The 23,901-nt window shown below is 69.7% G+C and carries 28 protein-coding genes; 17 read left to right on the top strand and 11 right to left on the bottom strand.

Annotated features, from left to right (window positions below; genetic code table 11):
• Positions 1 to 309 precede the first annotated feature (309 nt).
• Entirely contained in the window at positions 310 to 585 is a 276-nt protein-coding gene (locus tag ACH4EW_RS18870; protein ID WP_398258200.1) for a hypothetical protein, read from the bottom strand.
• The gene (locus ACH4EW_RS18865) at positions 582 to 839 is read right to left on the bottom strand and encodes a hypothetical protein (RefSeq protein WP_398258198.1); all 258 of its coding nucleotides are present in this window, start codon (positions 837 to 839) and stop codon (positions 582 to 584) included. The genes ACH4EW_RS18870 and ACH4EW_RS18865 overlap by 4 nt, the downstream gene beginning before the upstream one ends.
• A 139-nt stretch (positions 840 to 978) precedes the next feature.
• Here ACH4EW_RS18865 and ACH4EW_RS18860 point away from each other — a divergent pair, with 139 nt between their 5' ends.
• Together ACH4EW_RS18860 and ACH4EW_RS18855 are read left to right on the top strand one after the other, a co-directional pair.
• Positions 979 to 1,809 (top strand): helix-turn-helix transcriptional regulator, encoded by an 831-nt coding sequence (locus ACH4EW_RS18860; RefSeq protein WP_398258196.1) that lies wholly within the window; start codon positions 979 to 981, stop codon positions 1,807 to 1,809.
• Positions 1,806 to 2,018 carry a DUF397 domain-containing protein gene (locus ACH4EW_RS18855; RefSeq protein WP_398258194.1) on the top strand — a complete coding sequence of 71 codons (213 nt, stop codon included), beginning with the start codon at positions 1,806 to 1,808 and terminating at the stop codon, positions 2,016 to 2,018. Before ACH4EW_RS18860 ends, ACH4EW_RS18855 begins: the two co-directional genes overlap by 4 nt.
• Before the next feature lie 56 nt (positions 2,019 to 2,074).
• Here ACH4EW_RS18855 and ACH4EW_RS18850 read toward each other — a convergent pair whose 3' ends face one another.
• Together ACH4EW_RS18850 and ACH4EW_RS18845 are read right to left on the bottom strand one after the other, a co-directional pair.
• Positions 2,075 to 2,998, bottom strand: a complete 924-nt coding sequence (locus tag ACH4EW_RS18850; RefSeq protein ID WP_398258192.1) for a MarR family transcriptional regulator — start codon at positions 2,996 to 2,998, stop codon at positions 2,075 to 2,077.
• Between the two features lie 444 nt (positions 2,999 to 3,442).
• Complete coding sequence (locus ACH4EW_RS18845; RefSeq protein WP_398258232.1) at positions 3,443 to 4,423, bottom strand: ArsR/SmtB family transcription factor; 981 nt, start codon at positions 4,421 to 4,423, stop codon at positions 3,443 to 3,445.
• A gap of 358 nt (positions 4,424 to 4,781) precedes the next feature.
• On the opposite strand from ACH4EW_RS18845, the gene ACH4EW_RS18840 reads away from it, so the two are divergent.
• Positions 4,782 to 5,279, top strand: coding sequence for a hypothetical protein (locus ACH4EW_RS18840; RefSeq protein ID WP_398258190.1), 498 nt, complete (start codon positions 4,782 to 4,784; stop codon positions 5,277 to 5,279).
• 127 nt (positions 5,280 to 5,406) lie between these two features.
• On the opposite strand, the gene ACH4EW_RS18835 is transcribed toward ACH4EW_RS18840, so the two are convergent.
• The gene (locus ACH4EW_RS18835; protein WP_398258188.1) at positions 5,407 to 8,247 is read right to left on the bottom strand and encodes an FAD-binding and (Fe-S)-binding domain-containing protein; all 2,841 of its coding nucleotides are present in this window, start codon (positions 8,245 to 8,247) and stop codon (positions 5,407 to 5,409) included.
• A 300-nt stretch (positions 8,248 to 8,547) separates the two neighbouring features.
• Here ACH4EW_RS18835 and ACH4EW_RS18830 point away from each other — a divergent pair, with 300 nt between their 5' ends.
• The 7 genes from ACH4EW_RS18830 to serC all read left to right on the top strand — a co-directional run bounded on the left by ACH4EW_RS18830 (position 8,548) and on the right by serC (position 15,201).
• Entirely contained in the window at positions 8,548 to 10,041 is a 1,494-nt protein-coding gene (locus ACH4EW_RS18830; protein ID WP_398258186.1) for an ATP-binding protein, read from the top strand.
• A complete protein-coding gene (locus ACH4EW_RS18825) occupies positions 10,038 to 10,484 on the top strand; it encodes a roadblock/LC7 domain-containing protein (RefSeq protein WP_398258184.1) in 447 nt (148 codons plus the stop codon). The genes ACH4EW_RS18830 and ACH4EW_RS18825 overlap by 4 nt, the downstream gene beginning before the upstream one ends.
• Positions 10,481 to 10,843 (top strand): DUF742 domain-containing protein, encoded by a 363-nt coding sequence (locus ACH4EW_RS18820; RefSeq protein WP_398258182.1) that lies wholly within the window; start codon positions 10,481 to 10,483, stop codon positions 10,841 to 10,843. The genes ACH4EW_RS18825 and ACH4EW_RS18820 overlap by 4 nt, the downstream gene beginning before the upstream one ends.
• Positions 10,824 to 11,498 carry a GTP-binding protein gene (locus ACH4EW_RS18815; RefSeq protein WP_398258180.1) on the top strand — a complete coding sequence of 225 codons (675 nt, stop codon included), beginning with the start codon at positions 10,824 to 10,826 and terminating at the stop codon, positions 11,496 to 11,498. Before ACH4EW_RS18820 ends, ACH4EW_RS18815 begins: the two co-directional genes overlap by 20 nt.
• Positions 11,495 to 12,781 (top strand): cytochrome P450, encoded by a 1,287-nt coding sequence (locus ACH4EW_RS18810; protein ID WP_398258178.1) that lies wholly within the window; start codon positions 11,495 to 11,497, stop codon positions 12,779 to 12,781. Before ACH4EW_RS18815 ends, ACH4EW_RS18810 begins: the two co-directional genes overlap by 4 nt.
• Entirely contained in the window at positions 12,778 to 13,986 is a 1,209-nt protein-coding gene (locus ACH4EW_RS18805; RefSeq protein WP_398258176.1) for a cytochrome P450, read from the top strand. Before ACH4EW_RS18810 ends, ACH4EW_RS18805 begins: the two co-directional genes overlap by 4 nt.
• Before the next feature lie 96 nt (positions 13,987 to 14,082).
• Entirely contained in the window at positions 14,083 to 15,201 is a 1,119-nt protein-coding gene (gene serC / locus ACH4EW_RS18800; protein WP_398258174.1) for a phosphoserine transaminase, read from the top strand.
• Between the two features lie 65 nt (positions 15,202 to 15,266).
• On the opposite strand, the gene ACH4EW_RS18795 is transcribed toward serC, so the two are convergent.
• Positions 15,267 to 15,677, bottom strand: coding sequence for a DUF4259 domain-containing protein (locus ACH4EW_RS18795; RefSeq protein WP_398258172.1), 411 nt, complete (start codon positions 15,675 to 15,677; stop codon positions 15,267 to 15,269).
• 160 nt (positions 15,678 to 15,837) lie between these two features.
• Here ACH4EW_RS18795 and ACH4EW_RS18790 point away from each other — a divergent pair, with 160 nt between their 5' ends.
• Positions 15,838 to 16,449 carry a Uma2 family endonuclease gene (locus tag ACH4EW_RS18790; RefSeq protein WP_398258170.1) on the top strand — a complete coding sequence of 204 codons (612 nt, stop codon included), beginning with the start codon at positions 15,838 to 15,840 and terminating at the stop codon, positions 16,447 to 16,449.
• A 15-nt stretch (positions 16,450 to 16,464) separates the two neighbouring features.
• Here the strand turns inward: ACH4EW_RS18790 and ACH4EW_RS18785 are convergent, their stop codons facing one another.
• Positions 16,465 to 17,457, bottom strand: coding sequence for a WD40 repeat domain-containing protein (locus ACH4EW_RS18785; protein ID WP_398258168.1), 993 nt, complete (start codon positions 17,455 to 17,457; stop codon positions 16,465 to 16,467).
• Between ACH4EW_RS18785 and ACH4EW_RS18780 the strand changes: the two genes are divergently transcribed.
• Complete coding sequence (locus ACH4EW_RS18780; protein ID WP_398258166.1) at positions 17,456 to 18,202, top strand: GDSL-type esterase/lipase family protein; 747 nt, start codon at positions 17,456 to 17,458, stop codon at positions 18,200 to 18,202. The genes ACH4EW_RS18785 and ACH4EW_RS18780 overlap by 2 nt on opposite strands.
• 76 nt (positions 18,203 to 18,278) lie before the next feature.
• Here ACH4EW_RS18780 and ACH4EW_RS18775 read toward each other — a convergent pair whose 3' ends face one another.
• Complete coding sequence (locus tag ACH4EW_RS18775; RefSeq protein WP_398258164.1) at positions 18,279 to 18,917, bottom strand: TetR/AcrR family transcriptional regulator; 639 nt, start codon at positions 18,915 to 18,917, stop codon at positions 18,279 to 18,281.
• Between the two features lie 438 nt (positions 18,918 to 19,355).
• Between ACH4EW_RS18775 and ACH4EW_RS18770 the strand changes: the two genes are divergently transcribed.
• Positions 19,356 to 20,099, top strand: coding sequence for a class I SAM-dependent methyltransferase (locus ACH4EW_RS18770; RefSeq protein WP_398258162.1), 744 nt, complete (start codon positions 19,356 to 19,358; stop codon positions 20,097 to 20,099).
• 42 nt (positions 20,100 to 20,141) lie between these two features.
• Here the strand turns inward: ACH4EW_RS18770 and ACH4EW_RS18765 are convergent, their stop codons facing one another.
• Complete coding sequence (locus ACH4EW_RS18765; RefSeq protein WP_398258160.1) at positions 20,142 to 21,176, bottom strand: hypothetical protein; 1,035 nt, start codon at positions 21,174 to 21,176, stop codon at positions 20,142 to 20,144.
• Positions 21,177 to 21,369: 193 nt separating this feature from the next.
• Between ACH4EW_RS18765 and ACH4EW_RS18760 the strand changes: the two genes are divergently transcribed.
• Complete coding sequence (locus tag ACH4EW_RS18760; RefSeq protein WP_398258158.1) at positions 21,370 to 21,648, top strand: type II toxin-antitoxin system Phd/YefM family antitoxin; 279 nt, start codon at positions 21,370 to 21,372, stop codon at positions 21,646 to 21,648.
• A 4-nt stretch (positions 21,649 to 21,652) separates the two neighbouring features.
• Positions 21,653 to 21,931, top strand: a complete 279-nt coding sequence (locus ACH4EW_RS18755; RefSeq protein ID WP_398258156.1) for a type II toxin-antitoxin system RelE/ParE family toxin — start codon at positions 21,653 to 21,655, stop codon at positions 21,929 to 21,931.
• A 29-nt stretch (positions 21,932 to 21,960) separates the two neighbouring features.
• Here ACH4EW_RS18755 and ACH4EW_RS18750 read toward each other — a convergent pair whose 3' ends face one another.
• Entirely contained in the window at positions 21,961 to 22,380 is a 420-nt protein-coding gene (locus ACH4EW_RS18750; protein WP_398258154.1) for a hypothetical protein, read from the bottom strand.
• 81 nt (positions 22,381 to 22,461) lie between these two features.
• Here ACH4EW_RS18750 and ACH4EW_RS18745 point away from each other — a divergent pair, with 81 nt between their 5' ends.
• Positions 22,462 to 23,274: a helix-turn-helix domain-containing protein gene (locus ACH4EW_RS18745; RefSeq protein ID WP_398258152.1), complete on the top strand. Its 813-nt coding sequence runs from the start codon at positions 22,462 to 22,464 to the stop codon at positions 23,272 to 23,274.
• Positions 23,271 to 23,450, top strand: a complete 180-nt coding sequence (locus ACH4EW_RS18740; protein ID WP_398258150.1) for a DUF397 domain-containing protein — start codon at positions 23,271 to 23,273, stop codon at positions 23,448 to 23,450. Before ACH4EW_RS18745 ends, ACH4EW_RS18740 begins: the two co-directional genes overlap by 4 nt.
• Positions 23,451 to 23,488: 38 nt before the next feature.
• On the opposite strand, the gene ACH4EW_RS18735 is transcribed toward ACH4EW_RS18740, so the two are convergent.
• A complete protein-coding gene (locus ACH4EW_RS18735; RefSeq protein ID WP_398258148.1) occupies positions 23,489 to 23,893 on the bottom strand; it encodes a nuclear transport factor 2 family protein in 405 nt (134 codons plus the stop codon).
• Between the last annotated feature and the right edge of the window lie 8 nt (positions 23,894 to 23,901).

Raw genomic sequence — 23,901 nt, 5'->3', positions numbered from 1 at the left:
GCAGTGTGCGCAACGAGGGTGCGTGAGCGGGCACGGCGAGCCTCGCAGGCCGCGCGGCGCGATCACCGGCCCCGTCCCGTTCGTGCGCCTGGGCCCGCACTATGCGGTCGAGTTCCACCAGACACGGGCCACACGCATACACGTCGCCCGTCGCGCCTGGGGTGTTCACGGAACCGACCCACAGCACGCGCACGCCCTCGCGCCGGCAGTACAGCCAACAGGCCCCCGTCCCCCACGTGTTGCCGTCATCGGTCTGCGCGACAAGCGGCCACGCATCGCGCCACGGTCGCTCGGCAGCGGGGGCGAACATCACAGCGCGCCTCCGCGCGCCCGCGCAGGCCCAGCCGGATCCGTCAACGGCCGCAACACCGCGTAGTCGCCGAAGTTCCGGCGATAGCGTCGGTGACCCGTCTCCTGCGAGTGCCCACGCTGCCATTCCTCCACCGGCCCGGGGTCGCTGTACGTACCGGACTCCGCGACGCACTCGGTTTCGTCGCCGGACACGCAACGGGCCTCGTACTCCGGTTCCGCCGTCGCGTCCTGCTCGACGGAGAACGGAACATAGCGGAACACCCGCCGGGTCACCGCGCTGTCTCCTGCCGGTGTTCGGCGCCCTGGAGCCGGAGCACGGCGGCAAGCGCGCGGGCTGTCGCTACGTTGCAGCGCCCCAGGTCGATCAGCACTCGCGGGGCGGACCCGGCGCTGGAGACGGCGTCGAGGGACAGGGACGGCAGTTTCACCCCCGCCGCCTTGAGCGCGTTGCTCAGTTCATCGCGCGCCCGCTCGGCGTCCCCGAGCCCTTCTCCCGTTGTCCGCCGCCTGCTGTCTTTCGTCGCCATGCCTGCCACTCCGTACACCGTTGACCGTTCGTTCCCGCTGCTCTGCGTGACTTCCTGCTCACACCATGGCTTCGGACCACGTACGCTCGATAGATCTGGAGCCATTCCAACGCAGGTGGAATACCAGGGAGTTGAACAGGTGAGCGAGAGGGCTGACCAGGCGCGGGAGCCCGCGAACGGTGCCGTGTACCTCGGTGAGGAGGTGAAGGCCCTACGGGAAGCGCTGGGGCTGTCCCAGGAGAAGTTCGCGGACCGGCTGCACTACCGGCAGGCACAGGTCAGCAAGGTCGAGAACGGCACCGTGCTCGCATCGGAAGCCTTCGCGGAGGCCATGGACCGCGTGGCCGGCACGCCGGGCGTGTACGCCCGTCTGCGCACCAAACTGAGCAAGCAGGGACACCCCGAATGGTTCGTGCCGTACATCACCCTCGAGGAGGCCGCGAGCGGGATCACGGACTACTCGTGCACGTTCCTCATGGGCCTGTTGCAGACCACGGAGTATGCGACGGCCGTCTTCCGCGCCGCTCACCCACGTGAGGCAGAGGAACGGATCAAAGAGCGTGTGGGACTGCGCATCAGACGACAGGCTGTCATAGAGCGCGACGAACCACCGCTCCTATGGGTCGTGATCCATGAAGCCGTCCTACGCACATGCGTCGGCGGCCGGTCCGTCATGATCGGACAGCTTGAGCACCTGGCCGCGCAGATGGCATCGCTCCACGTCACGGTTCAAGTGCTGCCGTACAGGGCAGGTGCCGCGCCCAGCCACCTGCCTTTTACGCTGCTCTCGTCCAACGGCGCACCCCACGCGGTCTACACCGAGACCCCCACCCATGGCGGTCAGGTGGATGACACCTCTAGCGTGGTGGCGACAGCCGTCGGCATGTTCGACCGGCTTCGCATGGCGGCACTGTCCGAGGAAGAATCGCTGACCCTGATTCGCGAGATCATGGAGGACCACGCCAAATGAGCAGCATGCCCGACGCTCAGCCCATCCGATGGGTCAAGAGCACCTACAGTGGCGGCGACGGGGGGCAGTGCATCGAGTGGGCGCCCAAACACGCGCGCACGACCGGTGAGTTCCTGGTCCGCGACAGCAAGAACCCGAACGGCCCGCACCTGACCCTGACCCATGAGGGCTTCACCGGCCTCGTGGAGTTCGCCAAGCACCACGAGTGACCCACCACCCTGGTGGCCCCGAGTGACCGGCCCTCGCCGCGCGGCGAGGGCCGTTGTCATGCCTCCGGGTCGGGATCGGGTTGGCGGCAGGGCCTGCACAGGCCGTCGCGGAATGCTTCGGGGCGGCCCGGGACGCCGCATTCGATGCACTCAAGCATCAGGCGGTGTACGGGAGTTCCCGGCGTGGACGGGGGTGTGGCGGGCAGGAGGGGTGGGAGCTTGTCGCGGAGGCGGCGGCGGACGAGGCCGAAAGGCAAGTCGACGGACGCGGGAAGCCCGGCGGTGAGGGCGCGCGTCAGGTAGTCGGCGTCCACGCCGCGCGCGAACCACTCGGCAGCCGCCTGCTCCAGTGCCGCGCAGTCCGCCGCCGAGAGGGCCAGACGGGAGTCGGTCCGGCCGAGATGGGCCAGGGCGAGGAATGCGGGAGAGGGCTGCCGGTCTGCGACCGGCCCTGGCCGCGACTCCGGCTCTGCGGTGCGCTGCTGCGGCACCATCGTGACGGGCGGGTGCGGCGGTACGGATGCGGGTGCCGGTACGGGCGCTTCGGCCGAGGCGTCCGCCCCGGAGATGGGGCGGCGCTCCTCGGCGGCGAGGAAGGCGTCCCACCACTCGTTGTCACGGGCGGTCCGGGACCAGAAAGTGCGGGTGACCCAGCGGACCTGGCCGCCCTCGCCACTCAGGCACCGGACGTGCCGCAGATGACCGGCCACGCCCAGGGCCCGCAGAGCGCTGCCGACGGCCATCTGCCCGTACAACGGCTGGCTCCTGGCCAGCGACTTGATGTCCATCGCCGCGCCCTCGGGCAACGCGTCCACGTAACCGGCGATGTGCCGCTCACGCTCGGGCAGTAGCGCGAAATCGCCTTCGCGGGACGGGCGTTGCTTTGGCACGGATCGCTTTCCGTAGCCAGGCTTGGCCTTCGGGTGGGAGCGCGAGGATGCGGACGCGCGTGGGGCAGGGCTAAGGTTTGAAACAGCCACGGGATCGACCTCTTTCGATCTTGGGGTCAGGCCCCGGCCGGTGATGAGAACACCGCGTCGGGGTCGTTACGTTCGGCACCGTAAACAGCCGCGACTCAGCGCCGCAAGTCGGTCACGATTAGTCATACTTGCTGGCCGTGACGGGTCGGGTAGGGCGGGGAGGTTTCCCCAACCCTCTTCTTTTACCCACCGGTTGTACGACACGGCTCGAATCCCGACCCCCGAAACCCGGCTCCCGAAACCCGAAGCTCAAGACCCGGCCCCGGGCCCCTCCCCGCACCCACGAAAGAGTGAACAAGCCCTCCCCGAAGCTCGAAACCCGACTCCCGACCCCCGGCTCCCGAAGCTCGGGCTCCGGCCGCCCCGCGCCTCAGCTGCAGGAAGTACCCGATTCCGGCGGCAGCCCCTCCGCCAGGTGCCGGGCCCGCACCCCGCCCGGCCTGCTCACCCGTCCACCGGCACCCCCGGCCGGCCGGCGAGCAAGGCCAGTCCCTCCGGCGTGATCGTGTGCAGTACGTGCTTGCCGCGACGCACGCTCAGCAGCAGCCCGCACCGGCGCAGGACCGCCGTGTGCTGGCTGACGGCTGCCGCGGAGATGCCGAGGCGGCGCGCCAGCTCACCGGTCGTACGGCCGGTCACGGCCCCCTCCAGGATCGCCGCGCGGCTGCCACCGATCAGCGAACCCAGCCCGGTTCCCCGTTCCCGCGTCCAGCCAAGCGTGTGCTGGATCGGGTAGACGAGGACCGGCACCGCCTCGTCGGAGGCGAGCGTGATCGGTGTGCGGACGCAGAAGAAGGAGGGCTGGAGCAGCAGGCCCCGCCCACAGAGCCACAGGTCGCGCTCGACGGGGTAGTCCGCTTCCAGCACCGGTGGCCGCCACCGCAGCACCGGGCGGAAACTTCCCAGCAGCCCGTCCGCGCCACCCTGCAGTACCGTCCGCGCCCGCACGGCCAGGTCCATCTCCAGCTGCGCCCGCATCCGCGGCCAGAAGGGCGCGAGGGCGTTCCGGTGGTAGGTGTGCAGGGCGGCGCCCAGCCGGCTGAGCGCCTCCGGCGAGCCGTCGGCCAGCGAGCGGAACACCGGGGGGAGCGGCCGGGTCCGGCTCCGGGCCGCTGCGAGCTTCGCGAGATGGGCGTGCACGGTGGAGCGGGGCGTGTCGAGCACGGTCCCGACCGCGTGGTCCAGATCGAACGTGCCGCCCAGGTCGGGCGTGAGGAAGTCCGGGAAGTAGCCGAGCGGCGGGAGCAACGGGCCCAGCAGCATGCAGGCCGGGGGCAGCCGCTGTCGGACCCGGCGCCGCCAGTCGCCGAACATCAGGGGGTTCCTCCCGGTGACCAGCGCCTGGAAACTGTTGGCGATCTCCCACATGGGGTCGGGCGCAGCGGCGACGCGGACGCGGCCGATGTCCTCGTTGGTGAAGTGCACCCGCAGCAAAGGGATCTCCGATGGTGATCGCTCGGACGGTGCGCAGCGGCACCCGTACGGCCGACCCCTTCACCTTCGACGCCGGGCAAGGGGCGAGCAAGACAGAGTGAGGGAGATGTCCGGATAACACGCTTCTCTGGCATTTCTTCGACGTTGCGTCGCTCACCGTCCCGGACGCTCATTCAGCGTCGTGCCCTGCCCGCGCCGGACGCTTAAGCGACAACTTCAGCGTGTGGCGCCGGCCGGTCCGGCGACGACAACCTGGCATCGCGAACGGGCCACGGGGGAGAAATCGGAGTCCGGTTCGCACCCGTACGCGGACCTCGCGTGCGTGCCGTTCCGACAGGGGGTTCCTCAGATGCGACACAAGCGCTCACTCATCGGCGCCATCAGCGCCCTGCTCCTCGTCCTCACGGCCGGCGTCACCGCCGGCTCCGCGCAGGCCGCCGCGCCCCTCGACCAGGGCGGCGCCGGACAGGTCCTGAGGACGCCGGCCGCTCCCGCAGGGGCCGCGGTCGCGTCGGCCCAGGGGCTGGCCGCGGTTTCTCCGAGCGTCAGCCCGTCCGCCAGGTCCGAGCACGTGGCACCAGGCGGGACCTTCACGTGCAACAGCGGCGAACTCTGCGCCGCGGTCTGGGACCCCACGACTGCCAACTGGGAGATCTTCCACTTCTACACGTGCAACCGGTACTACCTGTCCAACTGGGGCGGCACCGGCTACTACTGGGACTACCAGACCGGCAACCCGACCTCGACCTTCTACGATCAGTCCGGCAATGTCATAAAGACCTTCAAGCCGTTCAGCGGCATGCGGGACCAGAACTGGAACCCCGTCTGGTCCATCAGAAACTGCTGACCGCATACCCGGACACACCTCGCACCCGCCCGGCCCCGGTCGCCATCGACCGGGGCCGGGCCGGGCCGTGCGCGTGCGCACCCCCGCCCGGCACTCCCTGACCCGCTCCCTGTCGTGGGGGAGGTCGTCAGTCCTCGGTCAGCCCCTCCGCCAGCACCTCCGCCAGGTGCCGGGCCCGTACCCCGCCCAGCTGCTCCAACTGCGTCCGGCAGGAGAAGCCGTCCGCCAGGAACTCCGTGCCTGGCTCCGCGGCCCGTACCGACGGCAGCAGTTGCTCCTCCGCACAGGCCACCGATACCTCCCAGTGGCCCCGTTCGAAGCCGAAGTTTCCGGCCAGTCCGCAGCAGCCGCCGCTCAACTCACCGGTCAGCCCGGTCCGTTCACGCATGCGGCGGTCCGCCGCGTCGCCCAGGACCGCGTGCTGGTGGCAGTGGGTCTGGCCGGTGACCGGGCGGTCCAGGCGGGGTGGCTGCCAGTCCGGGGCGTACTCCTCCAGGTACTGGGCCAGTGTCCGCACCGAACCGGCGAGTCCGGCGGCGCGCGGGTCGTCGGGGAGGAGTTCGGGCAGGTCGGTGCGGAGGGTGGCGGCGCAGCTCGGTTCGAGGACGACGAGCGGGTCGCCGAGACGGGCGCCCATCCGGTCCAGGGTTCGGCGCATGACCTTGCGGGCCTTGTCGAGCTGGCCCGTGGAGACGTACGTGAGGCCGCAGCACACACCCCGGCCCGGGTGCACGACCGTGCGGCCCGCCGCCTCAAGAACCCGGACCGCCGCCTTCGCGACTTCCGGGGAGAGGTACGTCGTGAAGGTGTCGGGCCAGAGGGTGACCACCTGGTCGCCCGAAAGGTTCACCGTCCCCTTGGCCCGGTTCCACCGGACCCACCGGGTGAACGTCTCCCGCGCCAGTACCGGGAGCGTCCGCTCCGGATCGATGCCCGCCAGCCGTTTGGCCAGGGACGCCGGCGGGCCCAACCGGGCCAGGGCGTTCACCGCCCCCGCGAACGGGGCCGCCGCACGCAGCCAGGCCGGCAGCCGCCCCATCGTGTAATGGGCGGCCGGGCGCAGCCGCCCCCGGTAGTGGTGGTGCAGGAACTCCGCCTTGTACGTGGCCATGTCGACACCCACCGGGCAGTCGCTGCGGCAGCCCTTGCAGGACAGGCAGAGATCGAGCGCGTCGCGCACCTCCGTCGACCGCCAGCCGTCCGTGATCACCTCGCCCGCGAGCATCTCGTGCAGCAGCCGGGCCCGGCCGCGGGTGGAGTGGGCCTCCTCGCCGGTCGCCCGGAACGACGGGCACATCACGCCCGCGCCCGGCGGCTGTGCCGTACGGCACTTGGCGACGCCCACGCATCTGCGTACCGCCGCGGTGAAGTCGCCGCCGTCGTGCGGGTAGCCGAACGTGACGTCCACCGGGCGCTTCGGCAGCGAGTCGAAGCGGAGGTTCTCGTCGAGCCGGTCGGGGTGGGTGAGGATGCCGGGGTTCATTCCGCCGTACGGGTCCCAGATGTTCTTGAACCGGGAGAAGAGGGCGACCAGTTCGTCTCCGTACATGCGCGGGAGCAGTTCGGCGCGGGCCTGGCCGTCGCCGTGTTCCCCGCTCAGTGATCCGCCGTGCGCGACGACCAGGTCCGCGAGTTCCTCGGAGAAGCGGCGGAAGCGGGCCACTCCCTCGGGGTCCAGCAGGTCGAAGTCGATCCGGACGTGGATGCAGCCGTCGCCGAAGTGCCCGTACGGGGTTCCTCGCAGTCCGTGGTCGGCGAGCAGGGCGCGGAAGTCGCGGAGGTACGGGCCGAGGCGGGCGGGCGGTACGGCGCAGTCCTCCCAGCCGGGCCAGGCCTCCGTACCGTCCGGCATCCGGGTTGCGGTGCCGGCGGCGTCCTCGCGGATGCGCCACAGGGCCCGCTGCCCGGCCGGGTCGGTGACGACCGTGCCGGCCCGCGCGTCGGCCGCCCGGAGGATGCGCTCGGCGTGCGCCCGCGCCTCGGCCGGAGTGGCGCCGCCGGTCTCGACGAAGAGCCAGGCCCCGCCGCGCGGCAGCCCGGCCTGTTCCCGTACGAGATCGGCGGCCATGCCCTCCACGGTCAGGGGGTGGTGCGGGAGCAGACCGGGAGCTGCTTCGGCGGCCGCGGACTCGTCGGCGTAGGCGAGTACGGCGAGCGCGCGGGCCGCCGGTGCCTCGACCAGTCGTACGGTCGCCTCCGTCACCACGCCGAGCGTGCCCTCGCTGCCGCAGAAGGCGCGGGCCAGGTCGGTTCCGCGCTCGGGCAGGAGTGCGTCCAGGGCGTATCCGGAGATACGGCGCGGGAGTTCGGGGAATCCGGTGCGCAGGAGGGCGAGGTTTTCGCCGATGAGTTCGGAGAGCCCGATGAGTCCGGAGAGTCCGGAGAGTCCAAAGGGGTGTTCGGCCTCGCCGGCCCGGACCGTACGCACTGTGTCGCCGCCGTAGCGGGCCACGGTCAGGGCCTGCACATTGTCGGCCGTGGTGCCCCACGCGACCGAGTGCGCGCCGCAGGAGTTGTTGCCGATCATGCCGCCCAGCGTGCAGCGGCTGTGCGTGGCGGGGTCGGGTCCGAAGGTGAGGCCGTGCGGGGCGGCGGCGGCGCGCAGGTCGTCCAGGATCACGCCGGGCTGGACGACCGCGGTACGGGATTCGGCGTCCAGCTGGACAATCTTTCGCATATGGCGGGTGAGGTCGAGGACAACACCGGTGCCGGTGGCCTGCCCGGCGATAGAGGTGCCGCCGCCGCGCGGGACCACGGGCACGGCGTGTGCACGGCAGACGGCGAGCGCGGCGGCCACGTCGTCGGCGTCACGCGGGGTGACGACGCCGAGCGGTACGCGGCGGTAGTTGGAGGCGTCCATCGTCGTCAGCGCCCGTGCGGTGGGGCCGAAGTCGACCTCTCCGCGGACCGCGGTGCTCAGGGCCTGTGCGAGTGCGCTGCGTTCCGTCGGTCTGCGATGTGCGGCCATGGCCCCAGGATGCCGTTGATCAGGTCGCTCGGCGGTCTCGCGCCCGTGCGAGTCCCCCGAATACGTCAATACGTCAGAATACGCCGGACGCCTGATCACATACGTGACAGAGAACGCCACAAGCTCTTCCCAAATAGAGCTTCAATTCTCATATAGTGACCATGACTTACCTGGGAATCATCAACTCCAGTTGTCGCATTCACCCCCGTCGTACCGAACTGTCCCGATCAGACCTGCTGGCCCTGCCCACCCCGCCCGCCCCGTCCAACCCGCCCGCCCCGTCCGCCCCAAGGACTCCATTTGAGCCCCTCATCCCGGCCGACCGCACTGGCCCTGCTGATCTCACTGGCCGTCACCGGGTCCCTGTGCCTGTGGGCGGTAGCCGCTGCCCCCGACTCGGTACGGGCCACGCTGGCCTGGGGAGCGGGCGCCGGCGCCGTACTGCTGTCCGCCGCCGTGGCCGCCGCCGTCCATGCCCGCGCCACCGCAAACCGTCTGCGCGCCCGTCTCGCGGCGGAGACCCAGCGGTTCACCGGCGAGATCAGCCGGCTCGTCTCGGCCTCGGCGGCCGAGGGCCAGCGGTTCACCGCCGAGACCGCCCGGATCAAGGCCGCCGCCGAGGCCGATACCGCGCGGCTCACCTCGCAGGCCGCCGCCGAGTCCGAACGGTTCGGCGTCGAGGTCGAACGGCTCACCGCCCGCGCGGCGCGCAGCGATACCGAGCGTTCCGCCGCGGTCGCCGCCTGCGCCAACGCCGCGGGCCGGATGCAGGCCCTGGCCACCAGCATGCTCGCCGACCTGCGCGAGATGGAGCACCGGCACTCCGCCGAGGACGTGCTCGGCGATCTCCTCCATCTGGACCACCGCACCGCCCAGGCAGGCCGGCTCGCCGACTCCATCGCCGTGCTGACCGGCGCCCGCTCCGGACGGCGCTGGGCGAAGCCGATCGTGATGGAGTCGATCCTGCGCGGCGCGATGGGCAGGATCAGCGGCTATCAGCGGGTACGTCTCCACTCGACCAGCGATGTCGCGGTCGCCGGACACGCCGCCGAGGGCGTCATGCACGCACTCGCCGAACTCCTCGACAACGCCGCCAACTTCTCGCCGCCCACGGCGGAGGTCCATGTGTACGTCGAGGACGTACCGGCCGGCATCGTCCTGACCGTCGAGGACAGCGGACTGGTCATGAGCGATGTGCAGCTGCGCCGCGCCGAGCGCGCGGTATCGGCCACCAACCAGGATCTGACGGGTCTTTCCGGCACCCGGCTCGGCCTCGCCGTCGTCGGCCGGCTGGCCCGTAAGCACGGTCTGACCGTGTCGTTCCGGCCGTCCGCGCGCGGCGGCACGGGCGCCCTGTTGATGCTCCCGCAGGAGATCCTCACCCGGACTCCGGTGCCGGCGCCGATGCCCAAACCGATGCCCGAGCCGACGCCCCGACCGACATCCGAGCCGACGCCCGAGCCGGCGCCCCGGCTCATATCCGAGCCGATGCCCGAGCCGGAACCGGCTCACGAAACGGCGGACACGACGGCAACCGAAGCCGACCCCGCCCCCTCGGGCTCCCCCGCCTCCGAGACCGCCGGCAACCTCCCCCGGTTCGGTGAGAGCGGGCTCCCCAAGCGCCCCCGCGGCCGCACCCTCGCCGCCGCCGAGGCCCGCACCAACGCCCATGGCACCGATGCGACCCCACCGCCCCGTACCGCCGGCCCCAAGGAACAGGCAGCCCGCTTCAGCAGCTTCCGCAAGGCTGTTCGGGCCAACTCCCCGCACCCGGAAGAAGGCAACACCCGATGACCGCGACCACCGACGAGAAGCTCAACTGGCTGCTGGAGGGGCTCCTGGAGCGCACCCCCGGCACCCGCCACGCCCTCGTCCTGTCCAGGGACGGCCTCAAGCTGTGCCGTACCCCCGAGCTCACCGTCGACCAGGCCGACCAGCTGGCCGCGATCTCGGCCGGCATCCAGAGCCTGTCGCACGGCGCGTCCGTCGAGTTCGGCAACGGCACCGGCGGCGTACGGTCCGCGATGACCGAGTTCTACGGCGGTGTGCTGTTCATCGTCGAGGCGGGCGCGGGCGCCCATCTCGCGGTCATCGCCGACGAGGACGCCGACGTCGGCTTCATCGGCCACAACATGAGCGAACTCGTCGAGCAGCTCGGCGAGCACCTGAGCGCCCCGCCGCGCTCCCCCTCGGTTACCGAGGCCGCGACAGTCGTCGACTCGACAGAAAACGTATGAGTCGCCCCCGTCCCGGCCGGGACGACGACCCGGACCGGCTGTACACCCTCACCGGTGGCCGCAGCCGGTCCGATTCGGACGCTTTCGACCTGGTGACGCTGGTCGTCTCCGAGTGCGAGCCGACCGCCGGCATGCAGTCGGAGCACGCCGCGATCCTGCGGATGTGCCAACTGCCCACCGCGGTCGTGGAGATCGCGGCGAGCCTCGGCCTGCCCGTCAGCATCGTCCGGATCATGCTGTCCGATCTGCTGGACACCGGCCGTATCAGCGCCCGTCACCCCCGTACCGCCCGTGTCGCGGACCGGCTCCCCGACCCCGACATCCTGGAACAGGTGCTCGTTGGACTCCGCAACCTCTGACCGTGCCGCCCTGCGGGCGACGGCCGACAACGGACTGAAGATCGTCGTCGTCGGCGGCTTCGGGGTCGGCAAGACCACCATGGTCCGCTCGGTCAGCGAGATCCGTCCGCTGAACACGGAAGAGACCATGACCCGCGCGGGCGAGGCCGTCGACCATCTCGACGGTGTGCAGTCGAAGACGTCCACAACCGTCGCCTTCGACTTCGGCCGGATCTCGCTCGACGAACGCTCGGTGCTGTATCTCTTCGGCGCCCCCGGCCAGGAACGGTTCTGGTTCCTGTGGGACCGGCTGTTCTCGGGCACGCTCGGTGCCGTCGTCCTCGTCGACACCCGCAGGCTCTCCGACTCCTGGTACGCCATCGACCGCCTGGAGCACCACGGCACGCCGTTCATCGTGGCGTGCAACGACTTCGGCGGCCCGCTCCACACCGAACAGCAGATACGGGAGGCGCTCGATCTCTCGGACGACGTACCCCTGGTGGAGTGCGACGCCCGGGACCGTTCCTCCAGCAAGTACGTACTGATCACGCTGGTCGAGTACCTGCACGCCCTGTCGCAGGGCAAGGCCTCCGCGCCGTCCGCCACCACATCTGCCGACCCGTCCGCCGCCCGTCCGGAGATCGCGCCGGAGAAGACCCCGGAGCCCACCTCGTGACCCAGCCCCCGGCGCCGCCCACCGGCTGCCCCGCGTCCCAGGGCCGCGTGCCTCTCTCCGGCCCCCGATTCCAGACCGAACCGGCCCGGCTGTACCGGGAGATGCGCCGCGACCACGGCGCCGTGGCACCCGTCGTCCTGGACGGCGACGTCCCCGCCTGGCTGGTGCTCGGCTACCGCGAACTGCACCAGGTCACCGGAGACCCGGTGCTGTTCAGCCGCGACTCCGAGCTGTGGAACCAGTGGGACCGCATCCCCGACGACTGGCCGCTGCTGCCCATGATCGGCCGCAAGCAGCCGTCGATCCTCTACACGGTCGGCCCCCGGCACACCGAGCGCGCCGAAATGATCAGCAACGCCCTGGAGGCCGTCGACCCGTTCGCGCTCAAGCGGTACGCGGAGGAATTCGCCGACGCTCTCGTCGACGGGTTCTGCACCACGGGCAGAACCGACATCATCGCCCACTACGCGATGCTGCTCCCCGCCCTCGTACTGGCGAAGATCTACGGCTTCAGCGACGCCATCGGCCACGCGCTCGTCGGCTCGATCAACGACATGATCGACGGCCGGGAGCGGGCGCTGGCCGGGCAGCAGCACCTCGCCTCGTCGATGATCCAGCTGCTGGTCGACAAGCACACCGAGCCCGGTGACGACGTCGCCACGCGGATGCTCGCCGACAGGGGCGGTTTCACCGACGAGGAAGTCGCCCAGGACCTGATGGTCATGATGGCGGCGGGCCACCAGCCGACCGCCGACTGGATCGGCAACTCGCTGCGGCTGATGCTCACCGACGACCGGTTCGCCGCCTCCCTCTCGGGCGGCCGGCACAGCGTCGCCGAGGCGATGAACGAGGTGCTCTGGGAGGACACCCCGACGCAGAACATCGCGGGCCGCTGGGCGTCGCGCGACACCCATCTCGGCGGCCGCCACATCCAGGCGGGCGACCTGCTGCTGCTGGGCGTCGCCGCCGCCAACGCGGACCCGCAGGTACGCACCGACAGTTCCGCGCTGACCGGCGGCAACAACGCGTTCCTCTCCTTCGGCCACGGCGAGCACCGCTGCCCGTTCCCGGCCCAGGAGACCGCCGAGGTCATCGCCCGTACCGGCATCGAGGTGCTGCTGGACCGGCTCCCGGACATCGACCTCGCCGTCCCCGCCGGGCAGCTCACCCGGCGCCCGTCCCCGTGGCTTCGGGGCCTGACGGACCTGCCGGTGGCCTTCACACCCACCCCCGCCATCGGACCCGGAACCAGTGCCGACCCCGCCTTCGGAGGCCAAAGATGACCCGGATCGCCCTCGACCCCTTCGTCGCCGACCTCGACGGCGAGAGTGCCCGGCTGCGAGCGGCGGGCCCGCTCGCCGAGGTGGAACTGCCGGGCGGGGTGCACTGCTACGCGGTCACCCACCACGCCGAGGCGCGGCAGCTTCTCACCGACAGCCGGATCGTGAAGGACATCAACGTCTGGGGCGCCTGGCAGCGCGGCGAGATACCGATGGACTGGCCGCTGATCGGCCTCGCCAACCCGGGCCGCTCCATGCTCACGGTCGACGGCGCGGACCACCGCCGGCTGCGCGCCCTGGTCGCGCAGGCACTGACCGTGAAGCGGGTGGAACGGCTGCGGGCCGGCATCGAGGAGCTGACCCGGGCGAGCCTGGACCGGCTGGCCGCGCTGCCGAAGGGCGAGCGGGTCGACCTGAAGGCGGAGTTCGCGTATCCGCTGCCGATGAATGTGATCAGCGAGCTGATGGGCGTGGACAGCGCGGACCACCCGCGGCTGAAGGAGCTCTTCGAGAAGTTCTTCTCGACGCAGACGCCGCCGGCGGAGGTCCCGCAGATGATGGCGGACCTCGGCGCCCTCTTCACCAAGATCGTCGACTCCAAGCGTGAGAACCCGGGCGACGACCTCACCAGCGCCCTGATCGCGGCCTCCGAGGACGGCGACCGCCTCACCGACGAGGAGATCGTCAACACCCTCCAGCTGATCATCGCGGCCGGTCACGAAACCACGATCAGCCTGATCGTGAACGCGGTCGTCGCGCTCCAGACACACCCCGAGCAGCGCAAGCAGGTGCTGAACGGGGAGGTGCCGTGGGAGAACGTGATCGAGGAGACCCTGCGCTGGAACACGCCCACCTCACATGTCCTGTTCCGGTTCGCCACGGAGGACGTCGAGGTGGGCGAAAAGGTCCTGCCGAAGGGCGAGGCACTGATCGTCTCGTACGGCGCGCTCGGCCGCGACGAGGCGCAGCACGGGCCGACGGCCGGTGACTTCGACATCACCCGCTCCCCCAACCGCCACATCGCGTTCGGCCACGGCCCGCACATCTGCCCGGGTGCGGCACTGTCCCGGCTGGAGGCGGGGGTGGCGCTGCCCGCGCTGTACGAGCGGTTCCCGGAACTGGAACTCGCCGTCCCGGCGGCCGAGCTGCGGAACAAGCCGATCGTCACCCAGAACGACCTGCACGACCTGCCGGTGGAACTGGGCTGACCGGACTTCTGCGCCGTCCGTCCACGGACCGGAGCGGGCGTCTCATCCGACGGACACGGTCCTCGACCGCGTTCATGAGGTACTACGCTCCGGTTCGTGGCCGATATCCAGATTCCCGCTGACATCAAGCCCGCCGACGGACGCTTCGGCGCCGGTCCTTCCAAGGTGCGGACGGAGGCGCTCGACGCGCTGGCCGCCACCGGTACGTCTCTTCTCGGTACGTCCCACCGCCAGGCCCCGGTCAAGAACCTGGTCGGCGCGGTGCGTCAGGGCGTACGCGACCTCTTCTCCCTCCCCGAGGGCTACGAGGTGATCCTGGGCAACGGCGGCTCCACCGCCTTCTGGGACATCGCGACGCACGGACTCATCGAGACGAAGTCCCAGCACCTCACCTTCGGCGAGTTCTCGTCGAAGTTCGCGAAGGCCGCCGAGCTCGCCCCGTGGCTGGCCGACCCCACCGTGATCGCCTCCGACCCGGGCACCCACCCGGACCCGCAGGCCGAGGCGGGCGTCGATGTCTACGCGTTCACGCACAACGAGACCTCGACCGGTGTCGCCGCACCGGTCAAGCGCGTCACGGGCGCCGACGAGGGCTCCCTGGTCCTGGTGGACGCCACCTCCGGCGCGGGCGGCCTGCCGGTCGACATCACCGAGTCGGACGTCTACTACTTCGCCCCGCAGAAGTCCTTCGCCTCCGACGGCGGCCTCTGGATCGGCGTCTTCTCCCCGGCGGCCCTGGAGCGCGCCGCGCGCATCCACGCGTCGGGCCGCCACATCCCGGAGTTCTTCAGCCTGCCCACGGCGATCGACAACTCACTCAAGAACCAGACGTACAACACCCCGGCCCTGGCCACGCTGTTCCTCCTGAACGAGCAGCTGACCTGGCTGAACACCCAGGGCGGCCTGGACTTCTCGGTCCGCCGCACGGCCACCTCGGCGCGGAACCTGTACGGCTGGGCGGAGGAGTCCAAGTACGCGACCCCGTTCGTCACCGACCCGGCGAAGCGCTCGCAGGTCATCGGCACGATCGACTTCACGGACGAGATCGATGCCTCGGCCGTCGCCAAGGCGCTGCGCGCCAACGGGATCGTCGACACCGAGCCGTACCGCAAGCTGGGCCGCAACCAGCTGCGTGTCGCGATGTTCCCGGCGATCGACCCGGCGGACATCCAGGCACTGACGGCCTGCATCGACTACGTGATCGAGAAGCTGTAACGAGCAGCTGTAAGCCTCCGAGGGGCCGCCGGTACGGATCCGTACCGGCGGCCCCTCGCCGTTCCTCACCCCGTCGGCCCCGCCAGGACCGCCCCAAGCCGGCCGATCCCTTCCTTCCACGGCTCCCCATGCCCGCCCTCGCTCCACAGCTCCAGCAGCTCGGACGGCTCGGTCACCACCCGGTCGAGAGCCCGTACCGCGAGGCCCCGCAGCTCCACGGGCAGCTCCGGAAGCGGCTTGTCCGGACCGTACGCGGTCGTCACCGGCTCCCCACCCGGGCACTGCGCGGCCACCAGAGCGGACGCCGCCACGGCCACGGCTGCCTCGTCGGAGTCGAGGTAGTCCTCGGTCCGGACGACGTCCGTCAGAGCGTCCCGGATCAGCTCCGCGCGTTTGCCCTGCGGGGCGTCGTCCAGGTCCCCCGAGAAGTCCGCTGCGGTGTCGTTGTCGAAATGACCGATGTCCCAGGTGCCCATGGCGCCCCTTCCTCGATGGTCCGGTCATCCTCGCAACCACCACTGACAACGGGCCTGGCACGCCTCGTTCACTCGATCGAGCGGACGATCAACAACGGGACATGTGGGGGCGTACCGTCCTACGATGATGTTCTCGACACCACCCACCAGGAGGCCCGCAATGTCTGCAGCAGCAGTCGAGCACCCCTGTGACGGTGAGCCGGAATCGCTGCTCGAAACGGCCAACATGCTCATGGAGCAGCACCCGGGTCACCGCGTCGAGATCATCGGAGGCATTATCACCGTGGCCCCACCCCCGGACGGCCCCCATGCCCGTGCACTGACCAAGCTCATGCGGCCGTTCATCGCGGCAGGGCTCGATGACGGGGAGACGGAGGTCCTCCAGGGCATCGGCCTGTGGCTGCCTGGCGGGCCCGAGGACTACGCGATCCCCGACCTCGCGGTCGTCGACGCCGATTTCGACGAGCATCCGGTCGAGAACAACTGCTACGACCCCGCCGTCTTCCGCCTCGTCCTGGAGGTCACCTCCAGCAACTACAACAATGACCTGCGCAACAAGGTCGCCGCCTACGCCGAGGCCAAGATCCCGGTGTACGTGATCGTCGACCGCAAGCACGGCCGGGTGCACGTCCTCACCGAACCCATGGGCGGCGGTTACGACAGCCACCAGGTGTGCGCCCCCGGACAGCAGGTCACCCTCCCCGCCTCCATCGGCGCCGCGGTCACCCTCGACGTCGCGGATCTGCTGAAGGCCGGGCAGCGCCGGAAGTGACGTCCGGACCGTCGGTCAGCCGCGGTTGCGGCGCCGGTTCATGAAGACGAGTGCGCCCACGGCGGCGAGCACCAATGCTCCGACCAGGGTGCTGCCCTTCGTCTGGTTGCCGCTCCCGTCACCGGCGGGGGACGACGCACCGCCGCCGTCCTTCGACGGCGACCCGCTGCCACCACCGCCGCTGCCGCCCGCGATGTCCACCCGCGCCACATCGCTCCGCTCCCCCTCCGAGCCGAACATCAGCGCCGAGCCGTCCGCCGTGTACGTCACCGACTCGGACTGCCGCTGGAGCGGTGCCTGGACCGTGTGGTCAGCGCCGAGTCTGCCGTTCTCGAAGGCGTAGCCGCGAGCGCTGAAGTACGAGCGCAGCACCAACTCCTTGCCGTCCGGCGAGAACGCCCCGTCCGTCACCCACGGCACCTCGCCGACCCGCCGGAACACATTGGTCCGTCCGGTGGCGAGCTCGGCGGGTCCTTCGTACAGTCCGCCGCCGTCCTCGTTCTTCGAGGCGATGTAGACCCGGCCGGTCTTCGGGTGGACCATCAGCGCCTCGGCATTGCGCGCCCCGTCCGCGTACTTCACGTCGAACTGGGTGGCCCGGACCGTCGCGTCCTTCAGCACCTTCGGCTCCGGGAACCGGTAGATCCAGACGTGGTCCCAACTTCCGTTCAGATTGTCGCCGATGTCGCCGACGTACAGGTTGCCGTCGGGTCCGAGCGAGATCGCCTCCACGTCGCGTGGCTGGCCGACCCCCCGCATGGTGATCGTCGCGACGATCTTCCCGGTGCGGGAGTCGACGGCGTAGACGTACGGCCCGTCGTCGCTGTCGTTGTGCGTCCAGTAGATGCCGGGGTGGGCCCGGCTGGCGGCGAGGCCGCTGGACTCGGCGATCCGGGGGTCCTCGATCACGAAGCTCCGGTCGGCTCCGTCTCCGGACGCCGCGGCGGGAGACGCCCCGGCGAGGAGGAGCAGCGCGGCGGCTCCGGACACAGTCAGGTACGAACGCATGGCACCAGTGTCCATCGTCACGTCGCAGGCCGGGGGCATGATCCGCGATGATGACACCATGCGTTACACGTTTGTCGGCGATTCCATGACAATAGGCTGCGCCGGCGACTTCACCTGGCGCTACCGGATGTGGCAGCACCTCACTTCCGCCTCCGGTGCCCCGTTCGCGATCGTCGGCCCGCGCAGCGATCTGTACGACACCGGGGCGAACGCCCCCGTCTCGTACGCGTACGGCGCACCGGACTTCCCCGCCGAGGCCCGCGCCCATCTGGCCGGCTGGGGGGAGGGCTGGCTGCACATGGCCCCGGTGATCGCCGACACGGTCACCGAACACCGCACGGACATCCTGCTCGTCTCACTCGGCCTGATAGACCTCGGGTTCTACACGGACAGCGGTCAGACCGCCCTGAACGCACGGGCGTTCATCACTGCGGCCCGCACTGCGAACCCGCACGTCAAGATGGTGCTCCTGCCCGTGATACCGAACATACGGGCCGAGTCGGACGCCCCGTTCGCCGCCGAGTGCGACCGCTTCAACGAACTCCTGGCGAAGGCCGTCGCCGACCTCGACGACCCGATGTCGCCGATCCTGCTGGCCTCCCGCCCACCGGGATACGACATCCACCGGGACACGTACGACGGGACGCACCCAGGCCCCACCGGCGAACACAAGCTGGCGGCCGCGTTCGCCGACGCGATGCACCAGGCTTGGGGCCTGGGCGGCCCGTACACGCCCCACCCGTAGCCGCGTTCACCGGCCCGGTGGCGGGCCACAAGGACGTCCACGAACTCAGTATTTGCCGTCCCGGCAATGGGAGGAGTCAGGACGACAGGATCATGGCCAGTGAGAGCCGGGTCAGCTCATCGGTCAGCCACTCGGCGTCGACCTGTCGGGGCCGACGGCCATGGTGGGCCATGAGTTCGTCCACCGAGTGGTTCAGCACCGTGACGGTCACCGTGTGGTCTCTCGCCACCGCCTCGCCCCGTCGCACGGCACGCTCGGCCTCGGAGGTCAGGAAGTCGATCCACATCGCCCGCCATGTCGCGAGGTGGTTGTCCATCTCCCGGCTCACCCCCAGCACCTCGACGAACGCCACCCTCGCCGCGCACGGGTCCTCGGTGACCGCCTTCACATAGGCGTCGAAGAGCAACCGGACCCGTTCCGACGTCGGGCAGTCCTCCATGCCCTCGGCCATCAGAGCGTTCTCGGCGGCGCGCAGCCCGTAGGTCGCCACCTCGTCGTAGATCGCCATCATGAGCACCTCCCGCGAGACGAACTCCTGCTGGAAGACGTGGACGGGCACCTTCGCCTGCTCGCACAGATCCTCGACACTTGTGCGCGCGTACCCGTACGCGGCGAACAGCTGGCGCCCGGCCCGCAGGAGTCGGTCCCGCGCCCCCGGCTCCTCCACGGCCTGTCCGACCGCCCTGTTCCGCTGGTTCGCCACGACACCCACCATCGGTCCTCCTTCGTCCGTACCGCTGCCTCCACTCTCTACGCTCTGCCGCGCCGGTGGTGCGTCCGCCACGCGTTCGGGCACGCGTAGGGCGAGACCTCGGTCAAGTCCTATTGCCCATCGAACCGTTGCTGCTACGGTCTGAATTTTGGATCAAATCGGCGCTTCCGAGCGCCACCTGCACCTGGATCGAGGGCACCTGACCCCCGAGCAGTTGCCCCTGACCCAAAAAACACCCCTGGGTGAACCCGTACAACACCCCTCCACACCAATCCACAGGTGCCCCTGAACCCGTGGAGGCCACGCACGAGGTTCGGGTTACCGCCGCGCCGACGCGGGACCTCCAGGTGTCCATCAATGACCTTCACCGACACCGTCCGAACGAGTCTCCGATGGCGAACGGCCCTACGATTCCCGTCCTGGGAAGGGGATCAGATCCGCATGGACCGGAACATACGCACGGTGGATGACGTACTCGCTCTCCTGGACGGCCTGTTCGCCCGGGAGGCCGACCGGTGGACGGCTGACGGGGCGTCCTGGTGGGACAGCTTCTACGCGGACCGGACCAAGCCCGTCCCGTTCTTCGTAGCCAAGCCCGACGAGAACCTCGTCTCGTACGCGGAGCGCGGCCTGATCACCCCGGGCCGTGCCCTGGACCTGGGTTGCGGACCGGGCCGCAACGCTCTTCACCTCGCCTCCCTGGGTTTCGAGGTCGATGCGGTGGACCTGTCCCGGGCGGCCATCACATGGGCCGAGGACCGTGCCCGTGAGGCGGGGGCCGACGTGCGGTTCCACTGCGGCAACGCGTTTGCCCTCGTGGCGACCGAGCTGGCCGGACCGTACGACCTGATCTACGACTCCGGCTGTTTCCACCATCTGCCGCCCCACCGCCGTATCAGCTACCTCTGTCTCCTCGACGACGTCCTGGCCCCCGGCGGCCATCTCGCCCTCAGCTGCTTCGCAGCCGGCGAGGCAGGCATGGGCTCCGAACTCCCCGACGCCGCCTTCTACGACCGGGCCGGCCTGCAGGGCGGCCTCGCGTACACACCGGAGTCGTTGCGCCGGATCTTCTCCGACCTGACGGAGATCGAACTCCGCCGCATGCACGACGAACCGCCGGAGTCCCCGCGCTTCGGTGAGCCCTTCCTCTGGACGGCCCTGTTCCGCCGGGACGCGCAGATGTGACGCTCCGTCAGCCCTTCCGTCGTCACATCAGCGACCGCCCTCTCATCCGCCGGTCCCGGCGGTCTCGGCCCGGTCCTGCGCAAGGGCGGCAACGCGTTCGCGCCAAGGGATGCGGGAAGACTGCTGCGCATGCGTGGCTGCTCGGGCGGCCCACATCGCTCGCGCCTCCTCCCGGCGGCACGGGGCGCAGTGTGTCTCGTCGCCCACTGCCCGGAAGACGTGATCCTCACCGGGACCTGCGCACGTAACGAGTTCTCCGACGCGCGGCGGTGTTGCAGGCCGGAGCGCGGAGGCGGGCGCCGGAGGCTCCGGGAGCTTCTGCACGAGGCGGTGGCGCAGGAATCCGACGGCCGATCGCACGCCGTCCGGGGGCAGTTCGCTGGTCAGGGCCCGGCGCAGATCGGCGGTCGTGATGCCGCGCCGAAGCCACTCCGCGGCGAGCCCGGCGAGCCCCCGGGCTTCCCGGACTCCCAGGTGCAGCTGGGGTGTCGCGTGGCGGAGTGACAGCAGGAGCCGTTCTGTCGCGTCCAGTTCGGGGTCGGGGGTGCCGTCGGGCCTGGGCTTGGCTTCGGACTCGGACTCGGGCTCGGACTCGGACTCGGGCTCGGACTCGGACTCGGCTTCGGAGGGTGGGTGGGGATCGTTCTTCTCACGTTCTTCTTCCACCGGTAAGTCACCGACCGCCCGAACCCCCGGCTGACCGACCGCCCGTTCCTGCGCACTCGGCTGCGACGCCTGCGCCACCGCCTGCCCGTCCTGGAGCCGCAGAGCCTGTTCCGCTGCGAGGGGGACGTTCGAGCAGAGCTGGTCGGTGGCCCAGTGCCCCCGCCCCACCTGCCGCCGCCGCTCATGCACGAAACCGTTCTCCACCAGCTGTTTCTTGGCCTTCTGGTACGCCCGTCCAGTGATCCCGAGCTGACCTGCGTGCTCACTGAGCGCCCGCTCGGTCCGCTCTTCGGGAAGCCCCTGTACGTACAGGAGGAGAATCTTCGCGTCACTGCCCAGGCGCGGATGACGTACGACGTCGTGCGAAGCCTTCGTGAAGCGCCGAGGCGGCGCGATAGCATGCCAAAGCATCTCGGTGGACTCTCCTAATCCACTCGTGGTGAAGGCCCTCGGTGTGGTGTTCGTAGCACCCCCGGGGGCCGCCCTGTGCACAGGCGTGCAACAGAGCGTTATGACGCGATCACCGTACCGCAGGCTGCGGGGGCCTTGACCCCTTTCGCGCACATCCCTCGCGCAACAGATGTACATCCGATACATTTGCTACATGAGCGAGCCTGTCACTGAGTCCATGGCAGAGGTCCGCCGTCACCTCGCCGATGTCATAGACCGCGCGCGACGGGACGAGACCCCGACGATCATCACCCGCCGCGGCAAGAGCGAAGCCGTACTGGTCGATATCGACGAATACCGACGCCTGAAGCAGATCGCCGAGCAGTACGAGGAAGAGTGGCTCAACCGACTGGCCGACGAAGCCGAGTCCGAGGGCCTCAACGGTTCGGTCTCCATGGAGGAGATGGCCGCACTCCTCCGGTCTGCGCCCTGACCTCATGGGATACGTCACGCGGTTCACTTCGCGCGTACAACGGGACTTGCTGAAGATCCCTCGTCGGGACGCGCTCCGCATCCTCTTCCGTCTCACCGAGCTCCAGAAGGCGCTGGACGCGGGAGATACCGCAGCCTTTGACATCAAAGCTCTCCAGGGGCACTCGGACAGGTGGCGGCTGAGAATCGGCGACTACCGCGCCGTGTACACCGTCGAAGACGGTCAGCTCATCCTGTGGGTGCTGGCCGTCGCACACCGCGGCGAGGTCAACCGCAGCCTGTGACACACGCTCCGGGCCCCTGGATCACGTCCTCACCCCTCCCTGGCCGCCACCTCCCGTACCAGTTCGTGCAGCAGGCCGCCGTCCACGAACGGCGCCTCGGCCGTGGGCAGTGAGCGCCAGTCCAGCGGCCAGGTCAGCCCGTTCAACGCCGGCACCCCGACGAACGCCGCGTTCTGCCCGTAGCACCCCATCACCCGCGCCCCCGACGGCCACCGGTGTGCGCGGGCGCTCTGCGGCGGCAACAGGAAGTACATGCTGCGCTCCCCGATCCCCGACCGCACGATCGGGCCCGCCTGGAAGTCGGTGAACTGCATGATCTCGTACGCGACTTGCTCGCCGAGTACACCGGAGATCCGTACCGCGTCGAAGTGAATGCCAACGTGACGCAAGGCATGTCCGGATGCGGGCACCCACGAGGGCACCGGTGTGAGTGAACTTTCTCGTTCCATGCGGAAAGCGTTGCGGCCAACACCTACTGTGACCAGGGACACAGGACTTCTGTGCACTGTTGTGTTCGCAGGGGAGAGATTGTGCACTCCAGTGGTCGTGGCAGCGGCAACGCCGAAATGTTCGGCAAAATGCTGCGTTTCTTTCGTGAACGGGCCGGGCTCTCGCAGGAGGCGCTCGGCTTGAAGATCGGCTATTCCAAGTCACAGGTGGCGATGGTCGAACGGGGGCAACGGCCTCCCAAGGACGAATTCATCGCGGAGGCGGACTGCGCGTTGGGTGCACAAGGTGCACTGAAGGCCGCAGGCGAGGAGGTGACGTTCGGCTATCTGGCGTCCTGGTTCGAGCCGTTCGCCGAGGAAGAGATCACCGCATCCGCCAGGCACGAGTACGAGACTCACGTCGTGCCCGGAATGTTGCAGACGGAGGGCTACGCCCGCACCGTATTGGACAGCGGCTACCCACCCGTCGACGACGATGAGGTCGAGGGTCGAGTCGCGGCCCGTCTGGCACGCCAGAGGCTCCTGTTCCGAAAGCCCGTGCCGGACATCGGCTTTGTCCTGGAGCTCGCCGCTCTCACCCGCCCCATCGGCGGTCGTCGGGTGCACAAGGAGCAGCTCGACCACATCCTGGAGGTCGGGGAGCTACGGCATGTGCAGTTGCAGGTGATGTCACCACATCGGCAGACTCATGCCGGTCTCAGTGGCCCATTCGTTCTGCTGGAGACCAAGGAACGGCGCCAGCTCGCCTACGTCGAAGTGCAGGGCCACAACTTCCTCGTCAGCGAACAACCGGCGCTGGGAAACCTGTTCGGGAAATATGGCATTCTACGGGCGCAGGCCCTCAGCCCCGAAGAGTCCAGAGACCTGATCGAACAGGTGGCGAAAGACCTATGAACACCGGCCTCAATTGGTCCAAGAGCAGCTACAGCGGCGACAACAGCGGCAACTGCGTTGAGGTCGCCGCCTGCCCCGACCTTGTCCACGTCCGTGACTCCAAGGACCTGACCGTCCCCGCCCTCGCCCTCTCCCCCGCCGCCTGGGCCGACTTCCTCTCGTACGCCGCGCAGTAGGAACTCCTACGACCACGACAAGTACCGCCGGCCAAGAATCAGGCTCCAGCGATGGTTCGGCCAGGCATCGGCTCCGCGAGCGCGGCCCGCCAGGCCGGCGCGCCGAAGGGGTCGGCGAAGTACTGCGTCTCGTGCACCACGTGCTGCTCAGCGAATTCCATGATGCTCACCGAGTACGAGGGCACACCGTCGTAGGTGATCACGCATTCACTCACCCAAAGATTCGCATGTCCGGTGATCCGCTGGACGGTGAAGTGTCGGTCGGCCGGGTGCCCGCCGCGTTGCGCCGAAATCGCCGCTCGGCCCCGGAACCGCTCACCTGACTGCGGGTAGTCCAGGATCGCGTCCGTGGCGTAGATGGCGTGCTCGACTTCTGTGTTCCCGCGTTCCGAGGCCCGCCAATGCTCCTCGATCGCGGCCCTGGCCCGGGAGTCGGCATCCATGGCGCCAC

The sequence above is a fragment of the Streptomyces sp. NPDC018000 genome (genome assembly GCF_044328025.1).
Classification (GTDB): domain Bacteria; phylum Actinomycetota; class Actinomycetes; order Streptomycetales; family Streptomycetaceae; genus Streptomyces.
This window is presented reverse-complemented; position numbering and strand designations above follow the sequence as displayed.

Coding starts and splice junctions, on each gene's coding strand:
- ACH4EW_RS18865 (WP_398258198.1), bottom strand. CDS start 839: ATGGCGACGAAAGACAGCAGGCGGCGGACAACGGGAGAAGGGCTCGGG.
- ACH4EW_RS18855 (WP_398258194.1), top strand. CDS start 1,806: ATGAGCAGCATGCCCGACGCTCAGCCCATCCGATGGGTCAAGAGCACC.
- ACH4EW_RS18840 (WP_398258190.1), top strand. CDS start 4,782: ATGCGACACAAGCGCTCACTCATCGGCGCCATCAGCGCCCTGCTCCTC.
- ACH4EW_RS18835 (WP_398258188.1), bottom strand. CDS start 8,247: ATGGCCGCACATCGCAGACCGACGGAACGCAGCGCACTCGCACAGGCC.
- ACH4EW_RS18825 (WP_398258184.1), top strand. CDS start 10,038: ATGACCGCGACCACCGACGAGAAGCTCAACTGGCTGCTGGAGGGGCTC.
- ACH4EW_RS18820 (WP_398258182.1), top strand. CDS start 10,481: ATGAGTCGCCCCCGTCCCGGCCGGGACGACGACCCGGACCGGCTGTAC.
- ACH4EW_RS18805 (WP_398258176.1), top strand. CDS start 12,778: ATGACCCGGATCGCCCTCGACCCCTTCGTCGCCGACCTCGACGGCGAG.
- ACH4EW_RS18795 (WP_398258172.1), bottom strand. CDS start 15,677: ATGGGCACCTGGGACATCGGTCATTTCGACAACGACACCGCAGCGGAC.
- ACH4EW_RS18790 (WP_398258170.1), top strand. CDS start 15,838: ATGTCTGCAGCAGCAGTCGAGCACCCCTGTGACGGTGAGCCGGAATCG.
- ACH4EW_RS18780 (WP_398258166.1), top strand. CDS start 17,456: ATGGCACCAGTGTCCATCGTCACGTCGCAGGCCGGGGGCATGATCCGC.
- ACH4EW_RS18785 (WP_398258168.1), bottom strand. CDS start 17,457: ATGCGTTCGTACCTGACTGTGTCCGGAGCCGCCGCGCTGCTCCTCCTC.
- ACH4EW_RS18775 (WP_398258164.1), bottom strand. CDS start 18,917: ATGGTGGGTGTCGTGGCGAACCAGCGGAACAGGGCGGTCGGACAGGCC.
- ACH4EW_RS18770 (WP_398258162.1), top strand. CDS start 19,356: ATGGACCGGAACATACGCACGGTGGATGACGTACTCGCTCTCCTGGAC.
- ACH4EW_RS18765 (WP_398258160.1), bottom strand. CDS start 21,176: ATGCTTTGGCATGCTATCGCGCCGCCTCGGCGCTTCACGAAGGCTTCG.
- ACH4EW_RS18760 (WP_398258158.1), top strand. CDS start 21,370: ATGAGCGAGCCTGTCACTGAGTCCATGGCAGAGGTCCGCCGTCACCTC.
- ACH4EW_RS18755 (WP_398258156.1), top strand. CDS start 21,653: ATGGGATACGTCACGCGGTTCACTTCGCGCGTACAACGGGACTTGCTG.
- ACH4EW_RS18750 (WP_398258154.1), bottom strand. CDS start 22,380: ATGGAACGAGAAAGTTCACTCACACCGGTGCCCTCGTGGGTGCCCGCA.
- ACH4EW_RS18740 (WP_398258150.1), top strand. CDS start 23,271: ATGAACACCGGCCTCAATTGGTCCAAGAGCAGCTACAGCGGCGACAAC.
- ACH4EW_RS18735 (WP_398258148.1), bottom strand. CDS start 23,893: ATGGATGCCGACTCCCGGGCCAGGGCCGCGATCGAGGAGCATTGGCGG.